Source organism: Streptomyces sp. Sge12 (assembly GCF_002080455.1).
Lineage (GTDB): Bacteria > Actinomycetota > Actinomycetes > Streptomycetales > Streptomycetaceae > Streptomyces.
Genome location: NZ_CP020555.1, coordinates 2,521,302 through 2,546,603, shown reverse-complemented (window position 1 = coordinate 2,546,603; position 25,302 = coordinate 2,521,302). Strand labels below are relative to the sequence as shown.

The following is a 25,302-nucleotide window of genomic DNA, read 5'->3' as shown; positions in this document are numbered from 1 at the left end:
AGACGTCTTAAACGCTTGTCTATGACGCATGTATGGAACTGTTGTCTGGGACGGTTGTCTTGCTACCGTGGCGGCATGGGACATCGCGAAGATCTGCTCGAAGGCGCCAAGAAGTGCCTGGTCGAGAAGGGGTTCGTGCGCACGACCGCGCGCGACATCGTCAGCGCCTCGGGGACCAACCTGGCGTCCATCGGCTACCACTACGGCTCGAAGGACGCCCTCCTCACCGAGGCGTTCATCGGACTCATGGAGGAGTGGGGCGCGGTCTTCCAGTCCGGCCTCGACGGTGAGGGCGGGTCGCTGGAGCGCTTCCGGGCCCTGTGGGAGGGCGTACTGGCGCAGCACGAGAAGTCGGGCCCGGTCTGGGCGGCCAGCCTGGAAGTGGCGCTCGGCAGGGACCAGCGGCCGGAGTTGCGCGCCATGCTCGCGGCCTCGCAGGCCGAGGGGCGCCGCGGCCTGATCTCCATGCTGACCGGGACCCCCGAGGATCAGCTCGACGACCGGGACGTGCGCACGCTGGGCACCTTCTACCAGGCGCTGCTGAACGGCCTGATGATCCAGTGGTTGTTCGACCCGGAGTCGGCGGCCACGGCGGAGGAGTTCACCGAGGGCATGCGGCGTGCGGCGGAGGCGATGATCCGGCCCTGACCCGGCCCTGATCCGGCGCTTGCCCCCGCCCGATCGAACAGGACGCCCCCTGAAGGGGGTTGCCGGACGGGGCGTCCTACGTCAGGCGCGCGGCCTTGAGGGCCATGTGGAGCAGCAGGCGGTCCTCACCCTCGTCGAGGTCGAGGCCGGTCAACTGCTCCACCCGGCCCAGGCGGTAGTAGAGGGTCTGGCGGTGGATGCCCAGGGCGGCCGCCGCGCGGCCCGCCTGGCCGGCGCAGTCCAGGAAGACCTCGGCGGTACGGGCGAGTTCGCGGTTGGCCGGGGTCAACAGGGTGCGCGCCGAGGGGTCGTCCACCGGGTCGGCGGCGAGGCTCGCCAGCATCCGGTACGGGCCGATCGCCGACCACTGGGCGACCGGGCCGAGCCGGGGCTGCGCCGCGGCCGCCCGGGCGGCCGCGACAGCCTGCTCCCAGGCGGCGGGCAGCTCCGCGAGACCCCGCACCGGGTCGGCGACGCCGGCGGTCACCCCCCGAGCCGTGGACGTGGCCGCGGTGACGGCGGTGGCCCCGGCGCCCCCGTCCGCGCCCTTTGCGCCCGCGCCCTTCCCGTCCGTTCCCGTCGCCTCGGCCGCGCGCGGCAGCAGCCGGGCCACCGCCGCCAGGGCCGGAGTCAGCGCGTCCGTCGAGCGCAGCCGGAGCAGTACCGCCAGAGCCGGTTCGCCCGCGGTGTCCGGCCCGGACCCCGCTCCCGTACCCGTACCCGGAACGGCGGAGCCCGGCCCGGAGCCGACGCGCCGCGGGACGACGCACACCGCCGCCGCACCCGGAACCGAGGCCGGCGCCTCCCCGGGCCACGGCGTCACGCAGACCGCCGCGTGCAGCCCGTCCCCGCCGGCGCCGAGCGCCACCCGGAGCGCAGCCACCGCCATGTCCTGCTGCCAGCCCCGGCCCGCGGTGAGCACCGCCAGGAACTCCCGCGACAGGTCCGCCCCGGCCCTCGCCTCCTCGGCGAGCAGTACCCCGATCCGCTGGGCCACCTCCATGGCCGCGTCCAGCGCCGCCGGCCCGGGCCCGGGCAGGCCGGGCTCCTGGTCCAGGAGCCACACGTAGCCCTGCACGATGCCCCGGTACCGCACCGGCAGGCAGATCCGCCCCCGGAACACGCCCGCCTCGGGCGCCGCAGGGATCCGGACGGGTCCGGTGGCGCGGGCGATGCCGAAGCCCTCGAACCAGGACCGGACGTCCGCCGTGGACTGCCGCGTCAGGATCGAGCGGGTCCGCACCGGGTCCATCGCGAGATCGTCGTCGCTGTCGTGGGCGCCGAAGGCGATCAGCCGGAAATCCCGGTTTTCCAGGGTCGCCGGGGCGCCGAGCAGCGCGGAGATCTCGTCCACCAGGTCCTGGTAATCGCCCTTCACTCCGACATTCTCCCACCCCGACAGCGGCCCTTCAGACAGATGTATGAGATCCGGGACACGGATGCGTGACAGCTGTCGATGGCAGAGGATCAAAGCGATCCTTAGGTTTCACGGTGGTTTTACTTGCGCTTTTCTTCTGCCACCCGCTGGAGGTGCCCCCGTGCTGGGTCCCGTGATCCTCGCCGCTTCGCGCAGCGACAAGATGCGTCGTATCGTCTCTGCCGCCCCGGTGACCAAGCCCGTGGTGAACCGGTTCATCCCCGGCGAGACCGTCGACCAGGTCATCCCGATCGTCGAGGAGCTCACGCAGGCCGGCCTGGAGGTCACCCTCGACGTCGTCGGCGAGGACATCACCGAGGTGGAGCAGTCCCACGCCGCCCGGGACGCCTACCTCCAGCTCATCGAGCGCCTCGCGGAGCTCGGCCTCGGCGAGAAGGCCGAGATGTCCGTCAAGCTGTCGATGTTCGGCCAGGCGCTGGAGGGCGGCCACGAGCTCGCCCTCGCCAACGTCCGCCCGGTCGTCGAGGCCGCCGCCGCCATCGGCACCACCGTGACGCTCGATGCCGAGGACCACACCACCCTCGACTCGATGTTCGCCATCCACGAGGAGCTGCGCCGCGACTTCCCGCAGACCGGCTGCGTGATCCAGGCGTACCTTTTCCGTACGGAGGCCGACGCCCGCCGCCTCGCCGCCGCCGGCAGCCGCGTCCGCATCGTGAAGGGCGCCTACAAGGAGCCCGCCGAGGTCGCCTACCAGGACAAGGCGGAGATCGACAAGGCGTACGTCCGGATCCTGAAGATCCTGATGGACGGCGAGGGCTACCCGATGATCGGGTCGCACGACCCGCGCCTGATCGCCATCGGCCAGGAGCTCGCCCGCAAGGCCGGGCGCAAGCTGGACGAGTACGAATTCCAGATGCTGTACGGGATCCGCAGCGAGGAGCACCTGCGGCTCGCCGCCGAGGGCCACCGGATGCGCGTCTACACCGCGTACGGAACGGACTGGTACGGCTACTTCATGCGCCGCCTCGCGGAGAAGCCGGCCAACCTGCTCTTCTTCGTCCGCTCGATGATCACCAAGAACTAGCCAAGAACTAGGTCAAGGAGTTACCAGCCCCATGGATGCTGTGACCCAGGTCCCCGCTCCGGTCAACGAGCCGGTCCACTCGTACGCCCCCGGCACCCCGGAGCGCACGCGCCTCGAAGAGCAGCTCAAGCAGCTGTCCGAGAACCCGATCGACCTCCCGATGACGATCAACGGCGTCAAGCGGATGGGCGGCGGCGAGCGCTTCGACGTGGTCCAGCCGCACGACCACAAGTCCGTGCTCGGCACCTACGCCAACGCCACCGAGGCCGACGCGCAGGAGGCGATCGACGCCGCCCTGGCCGCCGCCCCGGCCTGGCGCTCGATGTCCTTCGACGACCGCGCCGCGATCATCCTGCGCGCCGCCGAGCTGCTGTCCGGCCCGTGGCGCGAGAAGCTCGCCGCCTCCACCATGCTGGGCCAGTCGAAGACCGCGCAGCAGGCCGAGATCGACACGCCGTGCGAGCTCGTCGACTTCTGGCGCTTCAACGTCCACTTCGCCCGCCAGATCCTGGCCGAGCAGCCGGTCGCGAACTCCGCCGGCGTGTGGAACCGCAGCGACCACCGTCCGCTCGAGGGCTTCGTCTACGCGATCACGCCGTTCAACTTCACGGCCATCGCGGGCAACCTGCCGACCGCCCCCGCCCTCATGGGCAACGTGGTCCTGTGGAAGCCGTCCCCGACGCAGACCCACTCCGCGATCCTCCTCATGGAGCTCCTGGAGGAGGCCGGCCTGCCCAAGGGCGTCATCAACCTGGTGACCGGCGACGGCATCGCGGTGTCGGAGGTGGCCCTGAACCACCCCGAGCTGGCCGGCATCCACTTCACCGGCTCGACCAAGACCTTCCAGTACCTGTGGAAGACGGTCGGCAACAACATCGAGAAGTACAAGTCCTACCCGCGCCTGGTCGGTGAGACCGGCGGCAAGGACTTCGTCGTCGCGCACCCGTCCGCCGACCGCGCCGTCCTGAAGACCGCCCTGACCCGCGGTTCCTTCGAGTTCCAGGGCCAGAAGTGCTCGGCGTCCTCGCGCGCCTACATCCCGGCCTCGATCTGGAACGACGGCTTCAAGGAGGCCTTCGCGGCCGAGGTCGACGGCATCACCATGGGTGACGTCCGCAACCTGACCAACTTCATCGGCGCCGTCATCGACGAGCGGTCGTTCGCCAAGAACAAGGCCGCCATCGACCGTGCGATCGCCGACCCGACCTGCGAGATCATCGCCGGTGGCCGCTACGACGACTCGGAGGGCTACTTCGTCCGCCCGACCGTCATCGCGTGCACCGACCCGGAGAACGAGGTCTTCACGACCGAGTACTTCGGCCCGATCCTCGCCGTGCACGTCTACGAGGACGCCGACTTCGACGCCATGCTCGCGCAGATGGAGTCCGTCTCGGCGTACGCCCTGACCGGCTCGATCATCGCCGCCGACCGCTACGCGGCCGCGGACGCGATGGAGAAGCTCCGCTTCGCGGCGGGCAACTTCTACATCAACGACAAGTCCACGGGCGCCGTCGTCGGCCAGCAGCCCTTCGGTGGCGGCCGCGCCTCGGGCACGAACGACAAGGCGGGCGCCGCGAGCAACCTCATGCGGTGGACCTCCACCCGCTCCATCAAGGAGACGCTGGTCGCGCCGACCGACTACGCGTACCCCCACATGGGCTGATCCGGCCCCGCAGAACCCCGCCCCCGTTCCGGTACCCCCAAGTCCGGAGCGGGGGCGGTCTCCATTTCCCGGGCGCTCGCCCCCGGCCCGGGCCGGCCTAGACCTCCACGATGACCTGCTCCAGGGACTTGCGGACGAGGTCCGGGACCTCGCAGTCGTCCGCGGGGTAGCCCACCGGGATGACCGCGAAGGCCTTCTCGTTCTCCGGGCGCTTCAGGACGTGGCTGAGGAAGCGCATGGGGCTGGGGGTGTGGATCAGCGCCGCCAGGCCGGACAGGTGGAGGGCGGACAGGAGCATGCCGACCGCGATGCCGACCGACTCGTCCACGTAGTAGTGCTTGCGCTTCGTGCCGTCCGGGCCGAGCCAGTAGCGCTGCTGGAAGACCACGATCAGCGCCGGCGCGTCCGTCAGGTGGGTCTTCACGGCGTCCGTGCCGATGGGGCGCAGGGCGGCCAGCCATTCGTCGCCGAGCCGGCCGTCGTAGGACAGCTGCTCCTCCTGTTCGGCGGCCGCGCGAATCTGCCGGCGCACGGCGGGGTCCTTGACCAGGACGAAGGTCCACGGCTGCTGGTGCGCCCCGGAGGGGGCGGTCGCCGCACAGGCGATTGCGTCACGGACCACCTGCTCCGGCACCGGGTCGGGAGAGAAGTGCCGTACGGTCCGCCGCTCGTCCATCCGCGCCCGCAACTCGGCGGCGCGCGCGAGGGATTCACCGCTCGCCATCCGCTCGGGCCGGTAGGGGGCGGGACGGTACGGCTGGCCGTGGATCGGGGTCCACTGCTGGGTATGGGGCGACATGGGGCGAGTCTGCCGAGGCATTGGTCCGGACCGCCAGGGCCGCATCGGCCGATTTCCGGCCGGTGGACGGTGCCCGGCGTCCGCAATGCGGTCCTTGGTACGGTCGCGGGACGAGCGACCGGGACGCGGACCCCCGCACCGGGTACACCGACTGGCTGGAGCCGCGATGGACGTGCGCGTCGCACACACCTCTGAGCTGACCGGCGGGGAACTGCGCGAGGTCCGGGCCCTGCTCGACGCGGCCTTCGACGGGGACTTCGCCGACGAGGACTTCGAGCACGCCCTCGGCGGGATGCACACCCTCGTCCGGGACCCGGCCGGGGACCTCGTCGCGCACGGCAGCGTGGTCATGCGGCGGGTCGTGCACCGGGGCCGGGCCCTGCGCACCGGGTACGTCGAGGCCGTGGCCGTACGGGCCGACGCACGGCGCCGCGGTCTCGGCGGGCAGGTCATGGCCCGGCTGGAGCAGGTCGTCGCAGGGGCGTACGTGCTCGGTGCGCTGTCGGCCTCCGAGGACGGGGCCGCGCTGTACCTGGGCCGCGGCTGGCAGGTGTGGGGCGGGCGGATCGGCGTGCTCGCGCCGGACGGGCCCGTCCCGCTCCCCGAGGAGGAGGGCTCCACGTACGTGTGGGCGCCGCCCGGCGAGGTCCTGCCGGACCCGGCCGGGCGGCTCGACTTCGACTGGCGGGACGGGGACGTCCTGTAGCCGCGGCCGCTACGAGCCTGACCGAGACGACCGCTACGAGCCCGAGACGCTGGGCGCGCCCGACTCGATGTGGCCCGTGTAACGGCGCGACCAGGTGCCGTCGGAGTCCGCCAGGATCGTGAAGTCGTACCAGCCGTTGCTGTAGGCCACGGCGTTGAAGTAGTCCTCGCGCGAGGAGTTCGCCGGGACCGTGTAGGTCCATGGACCGTCCGTGCGGTAGGCGTTCGAGCGGATCGTGAAGGTGACGGGGGAGCCGGAGGCGTTCTTCATCCTGAAGTAGACCGCCGCCTTGCCGGTGCCCGGCTCGATCGCGAAGCGGGCCGCCACCTCGATGTCCTTGCCCGGCTTCGAGGCGTCGCCGATGAAGCGGCGCAGGAAGCGGTTCGGCCCGTGCATGGAGATGTCGTACTTGCCCGAGCCGTGGCCGAGACCGATGTTGAAGTAGTCGCTGCCGGTCCCGCCCGGGTCGACCGTGTACTGCCAGGCCGCCGTGTCCCGGTGCTGGTGCGGGTGGATCGAGAAGTGGGCCGCCTGCTTGGCCTCGGCGCCCTGGTTGGTCATCGAGAACCAGGCCAGGATCTTGCCGGCCGCCCCGAACTCGAAGCGGTCCAGGTTGCCGTTCACCTGGTACGGCAGGGCCCGTGCCGGGCGGGTGCCGGGCTCCTGAGCCGGGAGGGCGTTGTCCTGCGGGGCCGGATTGGGGAGCGGGCCGCAGGTCGCCTGGCCGATCACCTTGGCGGTGGAGGGAAGGCCCGCGGGGACGCCGTAGACCGGGTGCGCGAAGTCGAAGACGCCGGTCAGGTCGCCGACCACCCTGCGGCGCCAGGCGCTGATGTTCGGGCAGGTGGCGGGGGTGCCGAGGGCGGCCGTCCACTTCTCCATGAACCGCAGGACCGAGGTGTGGTCGAAGACCTCGGAGCTCACCCAGCCGCCGCGGGTCCACGGGGACATCACGATCATCGGGACGCGGAAGCCGAGCCCGATCGGGGTGCCGTCGATGTACTCGCCGGGGGTGCCGGGCGGCGCCACCGGCGGCGGGACGTGGTCGAAGAAGCCGTCGTTCTCGTCGTAGTTGAGGAACAGGACGGTGGAGTCGAAGACCTCCGGGTTCGCGGCCAGCGCCCGGTGGACCAGGTCCACGAAGTGCGCGCCGTCGCCGGGCGGGGCGTACGGGTGCTCCGAGAAGGCCTCGTTGGCCACGACCCAGGACACCTGGGGGAGTGTGCCCGCGAGGACGTCGGCGCGTATCGCGGCCGCGATGTCGTCCGGGGTGGAGCCGGTGACCCGGGGGACCGAACCCATGCCGCGGTCCCACAGCGGGTTGCCGGGGGCCGCGTCCGTGAACTTCTTGAAGTAGGCGAGCCCGTTGTCCCCGTAGTTGTCCTGCGCGTTCTGGTAGACCTTCCAGGTCATCCCGGCCCGCTGGAGGGCCTCCGCGTAGGTCTCCCAGGTCAGCCCGGACTCGTCGCCGCCGTCCTTGCTGGATGCGTCGATCTTGCCGCTCCACAGGAAGGTGCGGTTCGGGCCGGTCGCGCTGAGCGTGGAACAGAAGTACGCGTCGCAGATCGTGTAGTTGTCGGCGAGGCCGTAGTGGAAGGGGATGTCTTCCCGGTCCAGGTGCCCGAGGGTGCGGGTGTTGCCGACGCCGAGCACCCAGTTGTCCATGCGGCCCTTGTTCCAGGCGGCGTGCTGCGAGGTCCAGCTGTGCGGGAGGTCGCCGTTGCACTGGGCCAGCGTCTCGCCGTCCACCCCGCCCGCCGGCGGGGTGTCGGACAGCTTCCACGGGTACTGTCGGCCGCCCCAGTTGGGCTGGTTGAACATGCCCCAGCCACCCGGGATGTTGCCGGCGGCGCGGTCGCCGAACCCGCGGACGCCCTTCAGCCTGCCGAAGTAGTGGTCGAAGCTGCGGTTCTCCTGCATCAGGATCACCACGTGCTTCACATCGGTGATGGTGCCGGTCGCGGCGGCCGCGGCCGCCGTCGTCGGCGTGACCGCGGGCAGGGTGGCGCCCGCCACGAGCCCGGCGCCGATTCCCACGAAACCTCTGCGGCTGATCGGTGTCACTGGCCTCTCGCCTCCCACTCAAGTGCCCCGCTGGCACAACGACGGCAAGAGTGGCGGCGCCGGGCTCAAAGGTCTACATCCGTGCGGTAAGAGTTCGGTGAACATAAGGGTGGCTGGAATCAGTTGTCGATCCGGACCAGCATCTTGCCCAGGTTCTCCCCCCGGAGCATGCCCAGAAAGGCCTCCACCGTCCGGTCGAAACCCTGGACAACGGTGGTGTCGGTGCCGATCCGGCCGCTGCGCAGATGGGGTACGAGGAACTCCTCCAGCTCCTCCTGCAGATTGGTGTGATTGCGAACCAATACCCCCTCCAGGCGCAGCGACTTGTGTACGACCTCGAAGAGGTTGCGCGGCGCGGCGGGCGAGCGGTCCCCGTTGTACATGGATATCGCGCCGACCCAGGCGATCCGCCCGTACTCGCGCAGCGCGTCGATCGCCCCCTCCAAATGGTCCCCGCCGACGTTGTCCACGTAGACGTCGATGCCGTCCGGGGCGGCCTGCGCGAGCTGCTCGCCGACCGGGCCGTCGTGGTAGTCGAAGGCCGCGTCGAAGCCGAGTACGTCGGTGAGGTGGCGGACCTTGGCCGCCGATCCGGCGCTGCCGACGATCCGCCGGGCGCCCAGCAGCCGGGCGATGTGGCCGGTGGCCGTACCGACCCCGCCCGCGGCGGCGGAGACGAAGAGGTCCTCGCCGCTCCGCAGGGCGGCGGTCCGGGTGAGGGCGGCGTACGCGGTCAGCCCGGTGCCGCCGAGGTGGGACAGGTACGCCTCCAGCGGGACGCCGTCGTGGCCGCGCAGCCGGCGCGTCCCGTCCACGCCCGGGGTGACCAGGGCGTGGGTCCGCCAGCCCGCACGGTGGAAGACGAGGTCGCCCTCGCGCAGCCCCGGGTCGCGGGAGGCGAGCACCCGGCCCACCGCGCGTCCCTCCAGCGGGGCGTCGAGCGCGAAGCCGCCCTCGCCGCCGTCCATCAGGCCGCGGTGGTACGGGTCCACCGAGAGCAGCAGGTTCTCCACGAGCGCGGTGCCGGGCCCCGGCTCCGGGACCGGGGCGGTGACGTGGGCGAAGTCCGCGGCGGTGGGGAAGCCGCAGGGGCGGGCGATCTGGTGGACGAAGTGAGCGGTGTGCGTGGTCATGGGGCCGACGCTAGGAAGGAATGGGCGGCCCGGGCAGGGGGTTGCGTTCATGGAAGCCGTCCATCCATGAACACCGCTCATAGAACGAGGTGGAAGCGCGCATGGCGCGAAGCGCGGCCGACCTGCTGCCCCAGGAGCTGCGGATCCTGGTCGCCGTCGCGGACAGCGGCGGCTTTTCCGCCGCCGCCGTCGCGCTCGGCCTCACCCAGTCGGCCGTCTCGCACTCGGTCCGCGCGAGCGAGGCCAAGGTCGGCGCGGTGCTCTTCGAGCGCGGCCGCGGCGGCGCCACGCCCACCCCGGCGGGGGAGCGGGCGGCCGCCCTCGGCCGCCGCATCCTGCGGCTGTACGAGGTCCTGGGCGCGGAGGCGCGCGGCGCGGGCCGCGGCACGGTGGAGGGGGTGCTGCGGATCGCCGCCTTCCGCAGTGCGGCCCTGCATCTGCTGCCGCCCGCCCTGGAACGGCTCGCGGTCCGCCATCCGGGCATCCGCCCCGAGGTCCGCGTGGTGCGCGAGATCGGCGCCGGCGCGGCCGGGGAAGTGGCGGGGGGCCGCGCCGACCTGGGCATCGCCACGCTGGGCGGCTCGCAGGACACGCCGCCCGGCCTGCTGACCGGGGTGCTCGCGCAGGAGGCGTACCACCTGGTCCACCCGGCCGGGCACCCGGATCCGAGGGGTCTGCCGCTGATGGACTGGGACGAGAACTGCGGGTCGTACACGCGCTCCTGGTGGCGGGCCCAGGACTGGATCCCGCGGGCCACGGTGAAGGCGGAGGACGATGCGATGGTGCTGACCATGGTCGGCCGCGGGCTCGGCATGGCGATCATGCCCGAGCTGTCGCTGAGGGAGGCCACCGAGGCGGTGGACATCACCGGTCTGGGCCCCGGGGGGCCGGTGAGACAGGTGGGATACGTCACTACGGCGGAAGCGGCTTCAACTCTCGTCGTAAGGGCTCTGATCAGGGAACTTCGCTCCGAGAAGGCGTGAAACGGACCCTTGGGGCGGAGCCTTACGTGGGGCCTCGCGTCTCAGATAGTAGGAAGCCCGAGTAATTGCCGAGACATACAACGGGACCTGCCCTAGCTTTGTAGAAGCCGAACGTCTCGCCGATCCGGCGAATGGCGGTCGAGAGCGCGCGCCCCTGGCAGGCAACCCCTGCGGCGCACTGCTCCCCGCCTCTTCCGGCGCCTTGAAGGAACCCCTCATCCGTGGCATCGCCACGCCGTGATCTCAAGGAGTCGATCACCATGACCACTTCCACCGCCACCCGCCGCGTCCGCCACAGCTCCGCCTCGGCCGACGACCGCAAGAACGCCGCCGCCGCCCTCCAGCGGGCCCTCGACCGCCGTGACAACGGCGGCTCCACCGGCCACTGACCCACCCGCATCGCCCGGGGCGTTCTGCGTCCACCCCGATCCACCGCGACCTACCTTGGTCCACATGGTGGACGCAGAATGCCCGAGGGCTGGGACACGGAGTACGGTTCCGTCATGTCGACCAGCATCAATCTCGCAGTGATCCCCGGTGATGGCATCGGCCAGGAAGTCGTGGCTCAGGGACTCAAGGTCCTTACCGCGGTCCTGCCCCAGGATGTGAAGCTGGAGACCAAGCAGTACGACCTCGGGGCCCAGCGCTGGCACCGCACCGGTGAAACCCTCCCGGACGCCGAGCTCGAAGCACTCAAGCACCACGACGCGATCCTGCTCGGCGCCATCGGCGACCCCTCGGTCCCGTCCGGCGTGCTGGAGCGCGGCCTGCTGCTGAAGCTCCGCTTCGCCTTCGACCACTTCATCAACCTGCGCCCGTCGAAGCTCTTCCCCAACACGGCCACCCCGCTCGCCGGCCGTCCGGAGATCGACTTCGTCGTGGTCCGCGAGGGCACCGAGGGTCCCTACACCGGCAACGGCGGCAGCCTGCGCACCGGCACCCCCGCCGAGGTGGCCACCGAGGTCAGCATCAACACCGCGTACGGCGTCGAGCGCGTCGTCCGCGACGCGTACGAGCGGGCGAACGCCCGCCCCCGCAAGAAGCTGACGCTGGTCCACAAGAACAACGTCCTCGTGTACGCCGGCCACATGTGGAAGAACATCTTCGACAAGGTCGGCCAGGAGTACCCCGAGGTCACCACCGACTACCTGCACGTCGACGCCGCGACGATCTTCTTCGTCACCCAGCCCGAGCGCTTCGACGTCATCGTCACGGACAACCTCTTCGGTGACATCCTCACCGACCTGGCCGCCGCCGTGACCGGCGGAATCGGCCTCGCCGCCTCCGGGAACATCAACCCGACCGGCGCCTTCCCGTCCATGTTCGAGCCCGTCCACGGCTCGGCCCCGGACATCGCCGGCACCGGCAAGGCCGACCCGACCGCGACGATCCTCTCCGTCGCCCTCCTGCTGCGCCACCTCGGCCACGAGGCCGAGGCCGCCCGCATCGAGGACGCGGTCACCGCCGACCTCGCGGAGCGTGACGGAACCTTCCGCTCCACCGACGCGATCGGCGACGCCCTCGCCGCGCGAGTAGCCGGCTGACCCGGCAGCTCCATCTCAGGAAGCCGCCGGGTCACAATGGGACCCGGCGGCTTTTCCTGTGCGGCCCCGGGTGCCACCATCTCCCCTGGGCCGCTCTCCCCGCTTCTCCGAAGCCTGCCCGCGCGCGATAATCGAACGCGAGGCCGCGGAATGCGGGGAAGCTCGGACGTCCTAGTACGCCGTGAGCGCGGTCCGCCATACACAACCGGTGAAGGACAAGCACTCATGACGACGCCCACGATCGAGCTCAAGCCCTCCTCGAACCCGCTGTCCGATGCGGAGCGCGAGGCGATCCTGGCCAGCCCCGGCTTCGGCCGCCACTTCACCGACCACATGGTGACGATCAAGTGGACCGAGGGTCGCGGCTGGCACGATGCCGAGCTGGTCCCGTACGCGCCGCTCGCCATCGACCCGGCGAACATGACGCTGCACTACGCGCAGACGATCTTCGAGGGCCTCAAGGCCTACCGCCAGCCCGACGGCACCGTGGCCACCTTCCGCCCCGAGGCCAACGCCGCGCGCTTCCAGTCCTCCGCCCGCCGCATGGCGATGCCGGAGCTGCCGACCGAGCTCTTCATCGAGGCCTGCGACGCGCTGATCAAGCAGGACCGCGCCTGGGTGCCGGACTCCGGCGAGGCCTCCCTCTACCTGCGGCCCTTCATGTTCGCCTCCGAGGTCGGCCTCGGCGTCCGGCCGGCGAACGAGTTCCTCTTCATCGTCATCGCCTCGCCCGCCGGCGCGTACTTCCCCGGTGGCGTCAAGCCCGTCTCCGTCTGGCTCTCCGAGGACTACGTCCGCGCGGTCAAGGGCGGCACCGGCGCGGCCAAGACCGGCGGCAACTACGCGGCCTCGCTCGTCGCACAGGCCCAGGCCGCCTCGCACGGCTGCGACCAGGTGGTCTGGCTCGACGCCGTCGAGCACCGCTGGATCGAGGAGATGGGCGGGATGAACCTGTACTTCGTGTACGGCGACCGCATCGTCACCCCGGAGCTCACCGGCTCGCTCCTTCCCGGCATCACCCGCGACTCCCTCCTCACCATCGCCCGCGACCTCGGCTACACCGCCGAGGAGGGCCGCCTGACCACCGAGGACTGGCAGCGCGACAACGCCAACGGCACCCTCACCGAGGTGTTCGCCTGCGGCACCGCCGCCGTCATCACCCCGGTCGGCTCGGTCAAGTCCGAGCGCGCCAACTGGACCCAGGGCGACGGCGAGCCGGGCCAGGTCACCATGCGCCTGCGCAAGGCGCTGCTGGAGCTCCAGACCGGCCACAGCGCCGACCCCCACGGCTGGATGCACCCGCTGGGCTAGGCCCGGCGAGCCGTACGCAGTAGGCCCGCGCCCCGGACATCCGGGGCGCGGGCCTGCGTACGTACGGGGCCGCTCAGGCGTTCGCCGGCTCCTCGGCGGGGAGCACCGGGACCGGGGCGGGGGAGCGGCGCGCGGTGAGCCCGGCGTACGCGAGCCCTCCCGTCAGGCCGGAGAGCACGAAGGAGCAGTCCACGCCGCCGGTGAGGGCGAGCAGCGGGCCCTCGTAGAAGGGGGTGGTCACGGCGAGCAGGCCGACGCCCGCGCCGATCGCCCAGGAGGCGGTTGCCGCGACGTTCCAGCCGGAGCGGTACCAGTAGATCCCGCCCACCGAGCGGCGGTTGAAGACCTGGAGCGCGTCGGCGTCGTAGCGCCCGCGGCAGCGCACGTACCCGATCAGGGTGATCACGGCCCACGGGGTGCCGATGGCGGTCAGCACCAGCACGAACGAGGTCATCGCGGACTGCACGTCCCACTCGAAGGAGCCGATGAAGACGAAGGCGGTGGCGACGGCCGCCGCGACCAGGGTGGCCGTGGTCCGGGTGGCCCTGGGCACGATCGCGTCGAGGTCGAGGCCCATCGAGTAGAGCATCAGCCCGGCGTTGCCCACCGAGCCGCCGGCGGCGGCGGCGAGCAGCGGGACCAGGTACCAGAACGGCGCGGCCTCGACCAGCGGCCCGGCGTACTCGGCCCCGGCCCGGGCGGCGAGCGCCGTGTAGGTGCCGAACAGTTGCGGGACCAGGAGGCCGAAGAGCAGGCCGAGGGCGGTGGCGCGGAGCACCTTGCGGGGGCTGTGCCGGCGCGGGGAGATGTAGCGGGTGTAGTCGCCGAGCAGGGTGATGAAGGCGACCGGGCCGCTGAGCCCGGCGGCGACGGCGGCGAGGATCCAGGTCGGCCAGAAGGAGCCGAGCAGGTACGCGGTCTCCGGCGGGGCGGCGGTGGTGAAGTCCCCGGAGTAGGCGAAGACGCCGACGGCCAGGAGTACCACCATGCCGACGGTCAGGATCTTGCTCATGCGCAGCAGCAGCCGGTAGCCGAAGACGGCCGCGACGACCGTACAGGCGGCGAGGACGCCGTACATCACGGCCCGCGAGACCCCGGAGTCCGGCAGTCCGGTGAGGCGCGAGAGGGCGCCCACCATCACGTCGCCGCCGATCCACAGGGTGAGCGCGGTGTAGCCGAGGGAGAGCAGCAGGCCCACCACCGAGCCCACCAGCCGGCCGCGGACGCCGAACTGTGCGCCGCTGGAGGTCGAGAGGTTGGTCGCGGTGCGCAGGGAGACGAGCGCCAGCGGCGCGGTGAAGGCGATACCGACGAGCGTGCCGGTCACGATGGCGGTGACCGAGGGCCACAGGCCCAGTCCGAAGGACGGGGGCAGCCAGCCGAAGACGATCACACCGAGGCACAGGTTGGAACCGAGAAGGATCGAGATCAAGTCACGGGGACCGCTCGTCCGCTCGTCCTCGGGGATGGTGTCGACTCCGCGCTGTTCGATGGGCATGGGGGGACTCCCTTGGCAGGGCGGGGGGTGGTTGCGCTTTTGTTTGAGCGACACTCAATGTGACCCAAGGGCTGGTCCCAGGTCAATGATTCCCTGCAACGAAATGAAGAGTTAGAGTGATGCTCTAACCCATCGACTCAAGAGGTGGTGGATCGGCGTGCGGCTGACCCCTACGGAGCGCGACCGGCTGCTGCTCCGCAGCGCTGCGGAGCTGGCCAGGGCCCGGCGGGCCCGTGGCCTGAAACTCAATGTCCCGGAGGCCACCGCGCTGATCGCGGACACGATCTGCGAGGCGGCGCGCGACGGCAAGCGGCTCGCCGAGGCCATCGAGGAGGCCCGCAGCGTGCTGGGCCCGGGCGATGTCCTGCCGGGCGTCGCCGACGTGGTCGCCGAGGTGCACGTGGAGGCCGTCTTCGACGACGGATCCCGTCTCGCGGTGGTCTCGTCCCCCATCCAGGGAGCGGTCCCCCTCGGCGACGACGCGCCGGGCGCGGTCGTCCCCGGCCCGGGCGCCCCGCAGCCGGAGCCGGTCGTGCACCTGCGCGTCCGCAACACCGCTGCCGTGCCGGTGAGCGTGACCTCGCACTTCCACTTCTTCGAGGCGAACCCGCGGCTCGACTTCGACCGGGCCGCGGCCTACGGCATGCGGCTGTGCGTCCCGGCGGGCTCGTCCGTGCGGTTCGACCCCCACGGGGAGGGCGAGGTCGGCCTCGTCCCCATCGGCGGCGACCGGATCGCGGTCGGTTTCGCCGGGTTGGTGGACGGACCCCTGGACGCCCCCGGGGCGAGGGAAGAGGCCCTGCGCCGTGCGGCGGCCTGCGGCTACCTGGGCGTGGCCGCCGAACACGAGGACGGAGACCGGGCGTGAGCAAGAAGACCCCGCACAGCGACCACTGTGCGCCGGGGAGCCGGCACATCGATCCGCACGAGTACGCGTCCGTGTTCGGCCCCCGGGCGGGGGACCGGGTGCGGCTGGGTGACTCCGGGCTGACCGTGCGCGTCGAGCACGACGCGCAGAAGCCGGGTGACGAGTTCCTGGCGGGTTTCGGGAAGACGGCGCGTGACGGGCTGCATCTGAAGGCCGCCGCGGTGCGCGAGACCTGTGACGTGGTGATCAGCAATGTCCTGGTCATCGACGCCGTCCTCGGCATTCGCAAGGTGTCGATCGGTATCCGTGAGGGCCGGATCCATGCGATCGGGCGGGCCGGCAACCCGGACACCCTCGACGGCGTCGACGTGGTCGTCGGCACCGGCACCTCGATCGTGTCGGGGGAGGGGCTGATCGCGACCGCCGGGGCCGTGGACACCCACGTCCACCTGCTCTCCCCGCGGATCATGGAAGCCTCCCTCGCCGCAGGCGTCACGACGATCATCGGCCAGGAGTTCGGCCCCGTCTGGGGCGTCGGCGTCAACTCCCCGTGGGCGCTGAAGCACGCCTTCAACGCCTTCGACGCGTGGCCCGTCAACATCGGGTTCCTGGCCCGCGGTTCCTCCTCGGACGCCGCCCCGCTCGTGGAGGCGCTCGCCGAGGGCGGCGCGTCCGGCTTCAAGGTCCACGAGGACATGGGCGCCCATACCCGGGCGCTGGATACGGCGCTGCGGGTGGCGGAGGAGTACGACGTGCAGGTCGCCCTGCACAGCGACGGCCTCAATGAGTGCCTGTCCGTGGAGGACACCCTGCGGGTGCTGGACGGGCGGACGATCCATGCCTTCCACATCGAGGGCTGCGGTGGCGGGCATGTGCCGAACGTGCTGAAGATGGCGGGCGTTGCGAACGTCATCGGCTCCTCCACCAACCCGACGCTGCCGTTCGGGCGGGATGCGGTCGCCGAGCACTACGGCATGATCGTCTCGGTCCACGACCTGAAGCCCGACCTCCCGGGCGACGCCGCGATGGCCCGCGACCGGATCCGTGCCGGGACGATGGGCGCCGAGGACGTCCTGCACGACCTGGGCGCCATCGGCATCACCTCCTCCGACGCCCAGGGCATGGGCCGGGCCGGTGAGACGATCCGCCGCACCTTCGCGATGGCCGCCAAGATGAAGGGCGAGCTGGGCCCGATGGCCGGCGACGGAGAGGGCGACGACAACGCCCGCGTCCTGCGCTACATCGCCAAGCTGACCATCAACCCGGCCCTCGCCCACGGCCTCGCCCACGAGATCGGCTCCATCGAGGTCGGCAAACTCGCCGACATCGTCCTGTGGCGCCCCCCGTTCTTCGGCGCCAAACCCCAGCTCGTCCTGAAGTCCGGATTCCCCGCCTACGGCGTCACCGGCGACCCCAACGCCGCCACCGACACCTGCGAACCCCTGCTCCTCGGACCGCAGTTCGGCTCGTACGGGGCCACGGCCGCCGACATCTCCGTCGCCTTCGTCTCCGCCGCGGCCGCCGCCCTGGGCAGCGACGAGATGCCGACCCGTCGGCGCCGCGTCGCGGTCCGCGGCACCCGGGGCATCGGCCCCAAGGACCTCCTGCTCAACTCCCGGGTGGGCGCGGTCGATGTGGACGCGCGCAGCGGGCTGGTCTCCCTCGACGGGGAACCGCTGCGCTCCGAAGCCGCCGAATCGGTCTCCCTCAACCGCCTGTACTTCCTGTAAGTCAGCACAGCCCGTAAGGACCTGCCTGCCATGACCAAGCCTGTGAACGACGGCTTCCGGATGCCCGCCGAGTGGACGCCCCACGAGCGCACCTGGATGGCCTGGCCCAGCCCCAACCCGACCTTCACCAACGCGCAGGAGCTCGCCGCCGCCCGCGAGGCCTGGGGCGCCGTCGCCCGCGCGGTCCGCACGTACGAGCCGGTGACCCTCGTGGTCTCGCCCGGCGACGCGCAGAGCGCCCGCGCGATCGTGGGCGACGACGTACAACTGGTCGAGCAGGAGCTCGACGACGCCTGGATGCGCGACATCGGGCCGACCTTCGTCACCAACGACGCCGGCGAGCTCGCGGCCGTCGACTGGACCTTCAACGGCTGGGGCGCCCAGGAGTGGGCCCGCTGGGACCACGACGCGAAGATCGCCCGGCACGTCTCGGACGTGATCGGCACCCGTACGTACAGCACGGAGCTCGTCAACGAGGGCGGCGCCATCCACGTCGACGGCGAGGGCACCGTACTGCTCACCGACACCGTGCAGCTGGGCGAGGGCCGCAACCCCGGCTGGACCCGCCAGCAGGTGGAGGCCGAGATCCACGCCCACCTCGGCACCACCAAGGCGATCTGGCTGCCGTACGGCCTCGCCGGCGACTACGGCACCTACGGCACCCAGGGCCACGTCGACATCGTCGCCGCCTTCGCCCGTCCCGGCGTCGTCATGGTCCACACGCAGCCCGACCCGGCCCACCCGGACCACGAGCGCTGCAAGACCATCGCGGCCATCCTCCGCGCGTCCACCGACGCCCGGGGCCGGCAGCTGGAGGTCGTGGAGATCCCGGCGCCGACCGTGCTGGAGGAGGACGGCGAGTGGGTGGACTACTCGTACATCAACCACTACCTCTGCAACGGCGGCGTCGTGCTGTGCGCCTTCGACGACCCGCGCGACGAAGAGGCCGCCGAGATCTTCCGCGGACTGTTCCCCGAGCGGACCGTGACACTCGTTGACGCACGTACGATTTTCGCCGGGGGTGGCGGTATCCACTGCATCACCCAGCAGCAGCCGAAGGTCTGATCCGCAGACGACCGGCAGCCGACCGACAAGGAGTGGGTCCATGGTGGCGGGTGGAGTACCGGTACGCGCGGCGCGGAAGAACGCGCCCCCGCGCGAGGACGTACTCGTCGCCGCCATGGCCACGATCGCCGAACGCGGACTGGAAGGCCTGACCATGGCCGGACTGGGCCGCGAGGTCGGCATGAGCAGCGGCCACCTCCTCTACTACTTCCGCAGCAAGGACGAGCTCCTCCTGCAGACCCTGGAGTGGAGCGAGGCGGAACTGGGCAGCGCGCGGCGGGCCCTGCTCGCCCGCCGCGGACCGGTGGGCGAGCGCCTCCAGGCGTACGTGGACCTGTACGTGCCCACGCAGCCCCGCGACCCGCACTGGACGCTGTGGCTGGAGGTCTGGAACCGCTCCCAGAACGCCGGCCCCCAGGAACGCGACCGGCAGGCGGCCATCGAGGGCGCCTGGCACCGCGACCTGGTGGCCCTGCTGGCCGAGGGCATCTCGCGCGGGGAGTTCCGCCCGGTGGACGCCGAACGCGTGGCGACCCGGATCCGCGCCCTGCTCGACGGCTTCAGCATCCAGCTGGCGGTGGGCCTGCCGACCCTGGACCGCACGGCGATCCTCACCCACGTGAGGGAATTCCTGACGGAGACCCTCTCCCCCCGGACCTAGGCCGTCTCTTCCGGGGGCCCGGCGGTCGCTGCCCGCATGCTGAGATCCCTGTCCATCCGCGGCCGGCGGTGTGGCACACTGCGAGCGTGCCTGCTCAGCTCATGATTATCGCCAGCAGCGCGCCGGTCCCCAGTGGCCGCTGAACCGCGGAAGAACTTCGCGGAAGCGGCCACCGTGCCTCGGACCCGCGCGCAGACCTCTCGCTACCCGCGAGGGGTTTTTTCGTTTCCCGGACCATCCCGACCGGGACCCGACTGCGCGCGATGATGGGGGCAGTGACGGCGGCCTGCCCCTTTGGCGGGCATCCGGAACCACTCATCCGACAGGAGTCAGATCAGCATGACGACGACACCAGAGGCGGCAACCGTGCTGTCAGAAGGCCTGGACGACAGCTTCCACGTCTTCGACACCACCCTGCGCGACGGCGCCCAGCGCGAGGGCATCAACCTCACGGTCGCCGACAAGCTGACGATCGCCCGGCATCTGGACGACTTCGGAGTGGGCTTCATCGAGGGCGGCTGGCCCGGCGCCAACCCCCGCGACACCGAGTTCTTCGCCCGCGCCCGTGCGGAGATCCAGTTCAAGAACGCCCAGCTGGTCGCCTTCGGCGCGACCCGGCGCGCCGGCGGCTCGGCCGCCCAGGACCCGCAGGTGCGGGCCCTGCTGGAGTCCGGCGCCCCGGTGATCACGCTCGTCGCCAAGTCCCACGACCGCCACGTCGAACTCGCCCTGCGCACCACCCTGGAAGAGAACCTGGAGATGGTCCGCGACACCGTCTCCCACCTCGTCGCCGAGGGCCGCCGCGTCTTCGTCGACTGCGAGCACTTCTTCGACGGCTACCGCGCCAACCCCGAGTACGCCAAGTCCGTCGTACGCGCCGCTCACGAGGCCGGCGCCGACGTGGTCATCCTCTGCGACACCAACGGCGGCATGCTGCCCGCCCAGGTGACCGCCACCGTCGCCACCGTCCTCGCCGACACCGGCGCCCGCCTGGGCATCCACGCCCAGGACGACACCGGCTGCGCCGTCGCCAACACGCTGGCCGCGGTCGACGCGGGCGCCACGCACGTGCAGTGCACGGCCAACGGCTACGGCGAGCGCGTCGGCAACGCCAACCTCTTCCCCGTCGTCGCCGCGCTGGAGATCAAGTACGGGCGCAAGGTGCTCCCCGACGGGGCGCTCGCCGAGATGACCCGGATCTCGCACGCCATCGCCGAGGTCGTGAACCTCACCCCCTCCACGCACCAGCCCTACGTCGGCGTCTCCGCCTTCGCGCACAAGGCGGGCCTGCACGCCTCGGCCATCAAGGTCGACCCGGACCTGTACCAGCACATCGACCCCGAGCGGGTCGGCAACACCATGCGGATGCTGGTCTCCGACATGGCCGGCCGCGCCTCCATCGAGCTCAAGGGCAAGGAGCTCGGCGTCGACCTGGGCGGGGACCGCGCACTGATCTCCCGGGTCGTGGAACGGGTCAAGGCGCGGGAGCTGCAGGGCTACACGTACGAGGCGGCCGACGCCTCCTTCGAGCTGCTGCTGCGCGCCGAGGCCGAGGGCCGGGCCCGCAAGTACTTCCGCATCGAATCCTGGCGGGCGATCATCGAGGACCGCCCGGACGGCACCCACGCCAACGAGGCCACGGTCAAGCTGTGGGCCAAGGGCGAGCGGATCGTCGCGACGGCGGAGGGCAACGGCCCCGTCAACGCGCTGGACCGGGCCCTGCGGGTGGCGCTGGAGCGGTTCTACCCGCAGCTCGCCAAGTTCGAGCTGGTCGACTACAAGGTCCGCATCCTGGAGGGCACGCACGGCACGGAGTCCACGACCCGCGTGCTGGTCGCGACGACGGACGGCGAACGCGAGTGGTCCACGGTCGGCGTGGCCCCGAACGTGATCGCGGCCTCCTGGCAGGCCCTGGAGGACGCGTTCACCTACGGCCTGCTGCACGCGGGCGTCGAACCCGCGGAGTAGCCCGCCGGGCCCGCGCGCCCCGCTCCCTTATGTCCAGCTCACACGGGAAAGTACCGGTTCCGGTAGCGTCATGGATATGAGGACCAGGCTGATATCCGTACGCTTCGGACCGCTGCTCTCCGGGCTTCTGCTGGCGCTGGCGACGACCATCCTCGTCGCCGCGCCGCAGGCTTCGGCGGCCACCGGGGTCGCCGCCGTGGGGGAGGCCCTCAAGCAGGGCCCGGTCTACGTCGCCCCGGGGGCCGAGGCGCAGCTGTCGGCGGCCCAGGCGGACGCGCTCACCAAGAAGATCGAGGACGCCGGCAAGCCGGTCTTCGTCGCCGTACTGCCGGCCACCGCGGAGTTCCCCGCGGACAAGGTGCTCGGAGCCGTCCGTGCCGAGACCGGTATCACCGGGCTCTACGCGATCCGGCTCGGTGACGGCTTCAACGCCGGCGCCGACAAGGCGGTCATGCCGGCGAACGCGGTGCGCAACCTCACCGAGGCCGTCAAGACCGGCACTCCGGTGGACGCGAACACGCAGCTCAACAACTTCGTGGACCAGGCCCTGACCCAGGTCGACGGCGTCGCTCCCGCCTCCTGGGGGACCACCGGCGCCGACGAGGGCGTCCCGGTCGGCGGGCTGGTCGCCCTCGGCGCGGTGGCCGTGGTGGGCGGCGGCGGTGCGTACGCGCTGGTCCGCCGCAACCGCAAGAAGAAGGAAGAGGCCAGGCGCGAGGCCATCGCCCGGCTGGGCGTGGTCGTGGACGAGGACATCACGGCCTTCGGCGAGGAGCTGGAGCGGCTCGACTTCCACCCGGGCGAGCCCGGCGCCGACGATGCGATGCGGCGGGACTACGAGCAGGGGCTCGACTCGTACGACAGGGCCAAGCAGATCATGGCCTCGGTGCAGCGTCCCGACGAGGTCAAGGGCGCCACGCAGGCGCTGGAGGACGGCCGCTTCGCGCTGGCCACCCTGGATGCGCGCCGGCAGGGCAGGCCGCTGCCCGAGCGCCGCGCGCCCTGCTTCTTCGACCCGCGCCACGGGCCGAGCACGCAGGACGCCTCCTGGGCCCCGGCGGGCGGGGCCGCCCGTACCGTGCCGGTCTGCACGGCGGACGCCGTACGGCTGCGCGACGGTCTGGACCCGGCGGTCCGCACGGTCGAGACCGACCACGGGCCGCGGCCGTACTACGACGCGGGCCCGGCGTACGGTCCCTGGGCGGGCGGCTACTTCGGCGGCGGCATCCTGCCCGGCCTGCTCGTGGGCACCGTGCTCGGTTCGATGATGTCCAGCCCGGCCTACGCCGCGGACTACGGCGGCGGCATGGGCAGCGGTTTCGAGGGCGGGGACGTCTCCGGGGCCGACTTCAACCCGTCCGACTTCGGGGGCGGGGACTTCGGCGGCGGAGGCGGATTCGACGGGGGAGGCGGGTTCGACGGCGGGGGCGGCTTCTAGCCGCCCCCGGGTTCCGGGCGTCGGGGCGTCCGGCGTCAGGCCTGCTTGATGGCGGAGATGTCGAAGGTCAGCTTCACCTTGTCGCTGACCATCACGCCGCCGGCCTCCAGCGCGGCGTTCCACGTCAGGCCCCAGTCGGAGCGCAGGATCTCGGCGGAGCCCTCGAAGCCGACGCGCTCGTTGCCGTAGGCGTCGGTGGCCGAGCCGTTGAACTCCAGGTCGATGGAGAGCGGGCGGGTGACGTCCTTGATCGTCAGGTCGCCCGTGATGCGGTAGGTGTCCCCACCGAGGGTGGCCGCGGTGGTGGAGCGGAAGGTCATCAGGGGGAAGGCCTCGGCGTCGAAGAAGTCACCGCTGCGCAGGTGGGCGTCGCGGTCGGCGATGCCGGTGTCGACCGAGGCGATCTTGACCTCGATGGTGGCGGTGGAGCGGGCCGGGTCGGCGCCGTCCAGGTGCAGGGTCCCCTCGTGCTCGGTGAAGGCACCGCGGACGTTGGTGACCATGGCGTGCCGGACGGTGAAGCCGATGCTGCTGTGCGCCGGGTCGATGGCGTAGTCACCGGTGAGGGCGGCGAGCGCGGGGTCGACCTCCAGGGTGGCGACGGCGGCGCCGTTCTGGTCGTTCTCGGTCTGGTTGCGGCGGGTGAAGATTCCCATGATGTGCTCCTCGATGGTGTGCTGGTCGGATCGACCGACTGTCTGTTGAATGTTCAACGACTTCAACGGGAACGACGCTAGACCCATTCCGTTCAAATTTCAACATCTAGGCGGGGTGTCAGCTCAATTTGTGAAGGTCCCACAACGCGGGAGTGCCCCGTCTGGCGGAGTCCCTACATCCCCCGGGCGTACTGTGCGGGCCGGACAGCGGAAGACTCCCGAGACTGTGCGGAATGAACGGAGGTTTTTCATCGCGATCTTCGTAAGGTCGGTACATGACCGTTGTGGACCAGACCCCGAGCGAGCCGACGGACGCCCGTGGGCGCGTGGCCGAGCTGCACTCCCTGCGCGAGCAGGCGAGGCGCGGCCCCAGCGACCGCGCGACCGAGACCCAGCACGCCAAGGGCAAGCTGACCGCCCGTGAGCGCATCGCGCTGCTCCTCGACGAAGGTTCCTTCCGGGAGGTCGAGCAGCTCCGCCGCCACCGGGCGACCGGGTTCGGCCTGGAGAACAAGAAGCCCTACACCGACGGTGTCATCACCGGCTGGGGAACGGTCGAGGGCCGCACGGTCTTCGTCTACGCGCACGACTTCCGCATCTTCGGCGGTGCCCTCGGCGAGGCCCACGCCACGAAGATCCACAAGATCATGGACATGGCCATCGCGGCCGGTGCCCCGCTGGTCTCCCTGAACGACGGCGCCGGCGCCCGTATCCAGGAGGGCGTCTCGGCGCTCGCCGGCTACGGCGGCATCTTCCAGCGCAACACCAAGGCCTCGGGCGTCATCCCGCAGATCTCCGTCATGCTGGGCCCCTGCGCCGGTGGCGCCGCGTACTCCCCGGCCCTCACGGACTTCGTCTTCATGGTCCGGGACACCTCGCAGATGTTCATCACCGGCCCGGACGTGGTCCGCGCCGTGACCGGCGAGGAGATCACCCAGAACGGCCTCGGCGGCGCCGACGTGCACGCCGAGACCTCCGGCGTCGCGCACTTCGCGTACGACGACGAGGAGACCTGCATCTCCGAGGTCCGCTACCTCATCTCGATGCTGCCCTCCAACAACCGCGAGAACCCGCCCGTCCACGAGACGAGCGACCCCGCCGACCGGCGCAGCGAGGTCCTGCTGGACCTGGTGCCCGCCGACGGCAACCGCCCGTACGACATGCTCAAGGTCATCGAGGAGCTCGTCGACGAGGGCGACGTCCTGGAGATCCACGAGCGCTGGGCCCGCAACATCATCTGCGCCCTGGCCCGGATGAACGGTCAGGTCGTCGGCATCGTCGCCAACCAGCCCGGCCACCTGGCCGGTGTCCTGGACATCGAGGCCTCCGAAAAGGCCGCACGCTTCGTGCAGATGTGCGACGCCTTCAACATCCCGATCATCACCCTGCTCGACGTCCCCGGCTTCCTGCCCGGTGTCGACCAGGAGCACGGCGGCATCATCCGCCACGGCGCCAAGCTGCTGTACGCGTACTGCAACGCCACCGTCCCGCGGATCTCGCTGATCCTGCGCAAGGCCTACGGCGGCGCGTACATCGTCATGGACTCCCAGTCCATCGGCGCCGACATCACCTACGCCTGGCCGACCAACGAGATCGCGGTGATGGGCGCCGAGGGCGCGGCCAACGTCATCTTCCGCAAGCAGATCGCGGACGCCGAGGACCCCGAGGCCATGCGCGTCCGCATGGTCAAGGAGTACAAGGCCGAACTGATGCACCCGTACTACGCGGCCGAGCGCGGCCTCGTCGACGACGTCATCGACCCCGCCGAGACCCGCGAGGTGCTCGTCAGCGCCCTCGCGATGCTCCGCAACAAGCACGCCGATCTGCCGTCCCGCAAGCACGGCAACCCGCCGCAGTAACCGCGAAGGAGACCTGCCACCACATGACCACCGCCACTGACACCCTGCTGCGCGTCGAAAAGGGCAACGCCGCCCCCGAGGAGCTGGCCGCGATCACCGCGATCCTGCTCGCCCGCGCGGCCGCCACGCCCGAGGAGACCCCGGTCAGCGTGCCCCGCCAGGCCGGCTGGCGCCGCCTGGAGCGCACGCCCGGCTTCCGCGCCCCGCACAGCTGGCAGGGCTGAGTTCCCGAGCCCCGAAGGC

22 protein-coding genes are annotated in these 25,302 nt (G+C 71.2%); 16 read left to right on the top strand and 6 right to left on the bottom strand.

Translation table 11 applies throughout. From position 1 onward, the window contains the following. The first annotated feature begins 75 nt into the window (after positions 1–75). Complete coding sequence (locus tag B6R96_RS10970; protein WP_053173200.1) at positions 76–648, top strand: TetR/AcrR family transcriptional regulator; 573 nt, start codon at positions 76–78, stop codon at positions 646–648. Positions 649–724: 76 nt separating this feature from the next. Here the strand turns inward: B6R96_RS10970 and B6R96_RS10965 are convergent, their stop codons facing one another. Beyond that, entirely contained in the window at positions 725–2,026 is a 1,302-nt protein-coding gene (locus B6R96_RS10965; protein ID WP_081522368.1) for a PucR family transcriptional regulator, read from the bottom strand. Positions 2,027–2,186: 160 nt separating this feature from the next. Here B6R96_RS10965 and B6R96_RS10960 point away from each other — a divergent pair, with 160 nt between their 5' ends. Then, positions 2,187–3,113: a proline dehydrogenase family protein gene (locus B6R96_RS10960; protein ID WP_030386796.1), complete on the top strand. Its 927-nt coding sequence runs from the start codon at positions 2,187–2,189 to the stop codon at positions 3,111–3,113. A 31-nt stretch (positions 3,114–3,144) separates the two neighbouring features. Further along, complete coding sequence (pruA, locus tag B6R96_RS10955; RefSeq protein ID WP_081522367.1) at positions 3,145–4,776, top strand: L-glutamate gamma-semialdehyde dehydrogenase; 1,632 nt, start codon at positions 3,145–3,147, stop codon at positions 4,774–4,776. Positions 4,777–4,873: 97 nt separating this feature from the next. Here the strand turns inward: pruA and B6R96_RS10950 are convergent, their stop codons facing one another. Continuing rightward, positions 4,874–5,575 (bottom strand): nitroreductase family protein, encoded by a 702-nt coding sequence (locus tag B6R96_RS10950; RefSeq protein WP_053704986.1) that lies wholly within the window; start codon positions 5,573–5,575, stop codon positions 4,874–4,876. Between the two features lie 166 nt (positions 5,576–5,741). Here B6R96_RS10950 and B6R96_RS10945 point away from each other — a divergent pair, with 166 nt between their 5' ends. After that, positions 5,742–6,281, top strand: a complete 540-nt coding sequence (locus tag B6R96_RS10945) for a GNAT family N-acetyltransferase (protein ID WP_081522366.1) — start codon at positions 5,742–5,744, stop codon at positions 6,279–6,281. Between the two features lie 33 nt (positions 6,282–6,314). On the opposite strand, the gene B6R96_RS10940 is transcribed toward B6R96_RS10945, so the two are convergent. Both B6R96_RS10940 and B6R96_RS10935 read right to left on the bottom strand, forming a co-directional pair. Then, positions 6,315–8,345, bottom strand: a complete 2,031-nt coding sequence (locus B6R96_RS10940) for a phosphocholine-specific phospholipase C (RefSeq protein ID WP_081522365.1) — start codon at positions 8,343–8,345, stop codon at positions 6,315–6,317. A 119-nt stretch (positions 8,346–8,464) separates the two neighbouring features. Further along, positions 8,465–9,478 carry an NADP-dependent oxidoreductase gene (locus tag B6R96_RS10935; RefSeq protein WP_081522364.1) on the bottom strand — a complete coding sequence of 338 codons (1,014 nt, stop codon included), beginning with the start codon at positions 9,476–9,478 and terminating at the stop codon, positions 8,465–8,467. Positions 9,479–9,579: 101 nt separating this feature from the next. On the opposite strand from B6R96_RS10935, the gene B6R96_RS10930 reads away from it, so the two are divergent. The 4 genes from B6R96_RS10930 to B6R96_RS10920 all read left to right on the top strand — a co-directional run bounded on the left by B6R96_RS10930 (position 9,580) and on the right by B6R96_RS10920 (position 13,316). Beyond that, positions 9,580–10,461, top strand: a complete 882-nt coding sequence (locus B6R96_RS10930; RefSeq protein ID WP_081522363.1) for a LysR family transcriptional regulator — start codon at positions 9,580–9,582, stop codon at positions 10,459–10,461. Positions 10,462–10,721: 260 nt separating this feature from the next. Beyond that, entirely contained in the window at positions 10,722–10,850 is a 129-nt protein-coding gene (locus B6R96_RS38525) for a hypothetical protein (protein ID WP_257789491.1), read from the top strand. Between the two features lie 114 nt (positions 10,851–10,964). After that, on the top strand, positions 10,965–12,005 hold the full coding sequence (locus tag B6R96_RS10925; RefSeq protein WP_030386789.1) for a 3-isopropylmalate dehydrogenase: 1,041 nt from the start codon (positions 10,965–10,967) through the stop codon (positions 12,003–12,005). 225 nt (positions 12,006–12,230) lie between these two features. After that, positions 12,231–13,316: a branched-chain amino acid aminotransferase gene (locus B6R96_RS10920; RefSeq protein WP_030386788.1), complete on the top strand. Its 1,086-nt coding sequence runs from the start codon at positions 12,231–12,233 to the stop codon at positions 13,314–13,316. Between the two features lie 73 nt (positions 13,317–13,389). On the opposite strand, the gene B6R96_RS10915 is transcribed toward B6R96_RS10920, so the two are convergent. Further along, positions 13,390–14,814 carry a cytosine permease gene (locus B6R96_RS10915; RefSeq protein WP_053704980.1) on the bottom strand — a complete coding sequence of 475 codons (1,425 nt, stop codon included), beginning with the start codon at positions 14,812–14,814 and terminating at the stop codon, positions 13,390–13,392. A gap of 157 nt (positions 14,815–14,971) precedes the next feature. On the opposite strand from B6R96_RS10915, the gene ureA reads away from it, so the two are divergent. The 6 genes from ureA (at position 14,972) to B6R96_RS10885 (ending at position 22,544) form a co-directional block, all read left to right on the top strand. Continuing rightward, entirely contained in the window at positions 14,972–15,682 is a 711-nt protein-coding gene (ureA, locus tag B6R96_RS10910; RefSeq protein ID WP_081522362.1) for an urease subunit gamma, read from the top strand. Positions 15,683–15,729: 47 nt separating this feature from the next. After that, positions 15,730–17,412: an urease subunit alpha gene (locus B6R96_RS10905; RefSeq protein WP_081525060.1), complete on the top strand. Its 1,683-nt coding sequence runs from the start codon at positions 15,730–15,732 to the stop codon at positions 17,410–17,412. A 30-nt stretch (positions 17,413–17,442) separates the two neighbouring features. After that, a complete protein-coding gene (locus B6R96_RS10900; protein WP_081522361.1) occupies positions 17,443–18,477 on the top strand; it encodes an agmatine deiminase family protein in 1,035 nt (344 codons plus the stop codon). A gap of 40 nt (positions 18,478–18,517) precedes the next feature. Continuing rightward, positions 18,518–19,138, top strand: coding sequence for a TetR/AcrR family transcriptional regulator (locus tag B6R96_RS10895; RefSeq protein WP_053169424.1), 621 nt, complete (start codon positions 18,518–18,520; stop codon positions 19,136–19,138). 339 nt (positions 19,139–19,477) lie between these two features. Further along, complete coding sequence (gene cimA / locus B6R96_RS10890; RefSeq protein WP_037861932.1) at positions 19,478–21,106, top strand: citramalate synthase; 1,629 nt, start codon at positions 19,478–19,480, stop codon at positions 21,104–21,106. Positions 21,107–21,182: 76 nt separating this feature from the next. Then, entirely contained in the window at positions 21,183–22,544 is a 1,362-nt protein-coding gene (locus B6R96_RS10885) for a hypothetical protein (protein WP_081522360.1), read from the top strand. Positions 22,545–22,579: 35 nt separating this feature from the next. Here the strand turns inward: B6R96_RS10885 and B6R96_RS10880 are convergent, their stop codons facing one another. Then, positions 22,580–23,200 (bottom strand): YceI family protein, encoded by a 621-nt coding sequence (locus B6R96_RS10880; protein ID WP_053701531.1) that lies wholly within the window; start codon positions 23,198–23,200, stop codon positions 22,580–22,582. Positions 23,201–23,475: 275 nt separating this feature from the next. Here B6R96_RS10880 and B6R96_RS10875 point away from each other — a divergent pair, with 275 nt between their 5' ends. Together B6R96_RS10875 and B6R96_RS10870 are read left to right on the top strand one after the other, a co-directional pair. Continuing rightward, positions 23,476–25,059: an acyl-CoA carboxylase subunit beta gene (locus B6R96_RS10875; protein WP_030390884.1), complete on the top strand. Its 1,584-nt coding sequence runs from the start codon at positions 23,476–23,478 to the stop codon at positions 25,057–25,059. Positions 25,060–25,082: 23 nt separating this feature from the next. Next, the gene (locus B6R96_RS10870; protein WP_030390885.1) at positions 25,083–25,283 is read left to right on the top strand and encodes an acyl-CoA carboxylase subunit epsilon; all 201 of its coding nucleotides are present in this window, start codon (positions 25,083–25,085) and stop codon (positions 25,281–25,283) included. Positions 25,284–25,302: the final 19 nt, after the last annotated feature.

Bases quoted from the DNA above. Each gene is read 5' to 3' on its own strand.
- B6R96_RS10970 (WP_053173200.1), top strand. From the start codon at position 76: ATGGGACATCGCGAAGATCTGCTCGAAGGCGCCAAGAAGTGCCTGGTC.
- pruA (WP_081522367.1), top strand. From the start codon at position 3,145: ATGGATGCTGTGACCCAGGTCCCCGCTCCGGTCAACGAGCCGGTCCAC.
- B6R96_RS10950 (WP_053704986.1), bottom strand. From the start codon at position 5,575: ATGTCGCCCCATACCCAGCAGTGGACCCCGATCCACGGCCAGCCGTAC.
- B6R96_RS10945 (WP_081522366.1), top strand. From the start codon at position 5,742: ATGGACGTGCGCGTCGCACACACCTCTGAGCTGACCGGCGGGGAACTG.
- B6R96_RS10935 (WP_081522364.1), bottom strand. From the start codon at position 9,478: ATGACCACGCACACCGCTCACTTCGTCCACCAGATCGCCCGCCCCTGC.
- B6R96_RS10930 (WP_081522363.1), top strand. From the start codon at position 9,580: ATGGCGCGAAGCGCGGCCGACCTGCTGCCCCAGGAGCTGCGGATCCTG.
- B6R96_RS38525 (WP_257789491.1), top strand. From the start codon at position 10,722: ATGACCACTTCCACCGCCACCCGCCGCGTCCGCCACAGCTCCGCCTCG.
- B6R96_RS10925 (WP_030386789.1), top strand. From the start codon at position 10,965: ATGTCGACCAGCATCAATCTCGCAGTGATCCCCGGTGATGGCATCGGC.
- B6R96_RS10920 (WP_030386788.1), top strand. From the start codon at position 12,231: ATGACGACGCCCACGATCGAGCTCAAGCCCTCCTCGAACCCGCTGTCC.
- B6R96_RS10915 (WP_053704980.1), bottom strand. From the start codon at position 14,814: ATGCCCATCGAACAGCGCGGAGTCGACACCATCCCCGAGGACGAGCGG.
- B6R96_RS10900 (WP_081522361.1), top strand. From the start codon at position 17,443: ATGACCAAGCCTGTGAACGACGGCTTCCGGATGCCCGCCGAGTGGACG.
- B6R96_RS10895 (WP_053169424.1), top strand. From the start codon at position 18,518: ATGGTGGCGGGTGGAGTACCGGTACGCGCGGCGCGGAAGAACGCGCCC.
- cimA (WP_037861932.1), top strand. From the start codon at position 19,478: ATGACGACGACACCAGAGGCGGCAACCGTGCTGTCAGAAGGCCTGGAC.
- B6R96_RS10885 (WP_081522360.1), top strand. From the start codon at position 21,183: ATGAGGACCAGGCTGATATCCGTACGCTTCGGACCGCTGCTCTCCGGG.
- B6R96_RS10880 (WP_053701531.1), bottom strand. From the start codon at position 23,200: ATGGGAATCTTCACCCGCCGCAACCAGACCGAGAACGACCAGAACGGC.
- B6R96_RS10875 (WP_030390884.1), top strand. From the start codon at position 23,476: ATGACCGTTGTGGACCAGACCCCGAGCGAGCCGACGGACGCCCGTGGG.
- B6R96_RS10870 (WP_030390885.1), top strand. From the start codon at position 25,083: ATGACCACCGCCACTGACACCCTGCTGCGCGTCGAAAAGGGCAACGCC.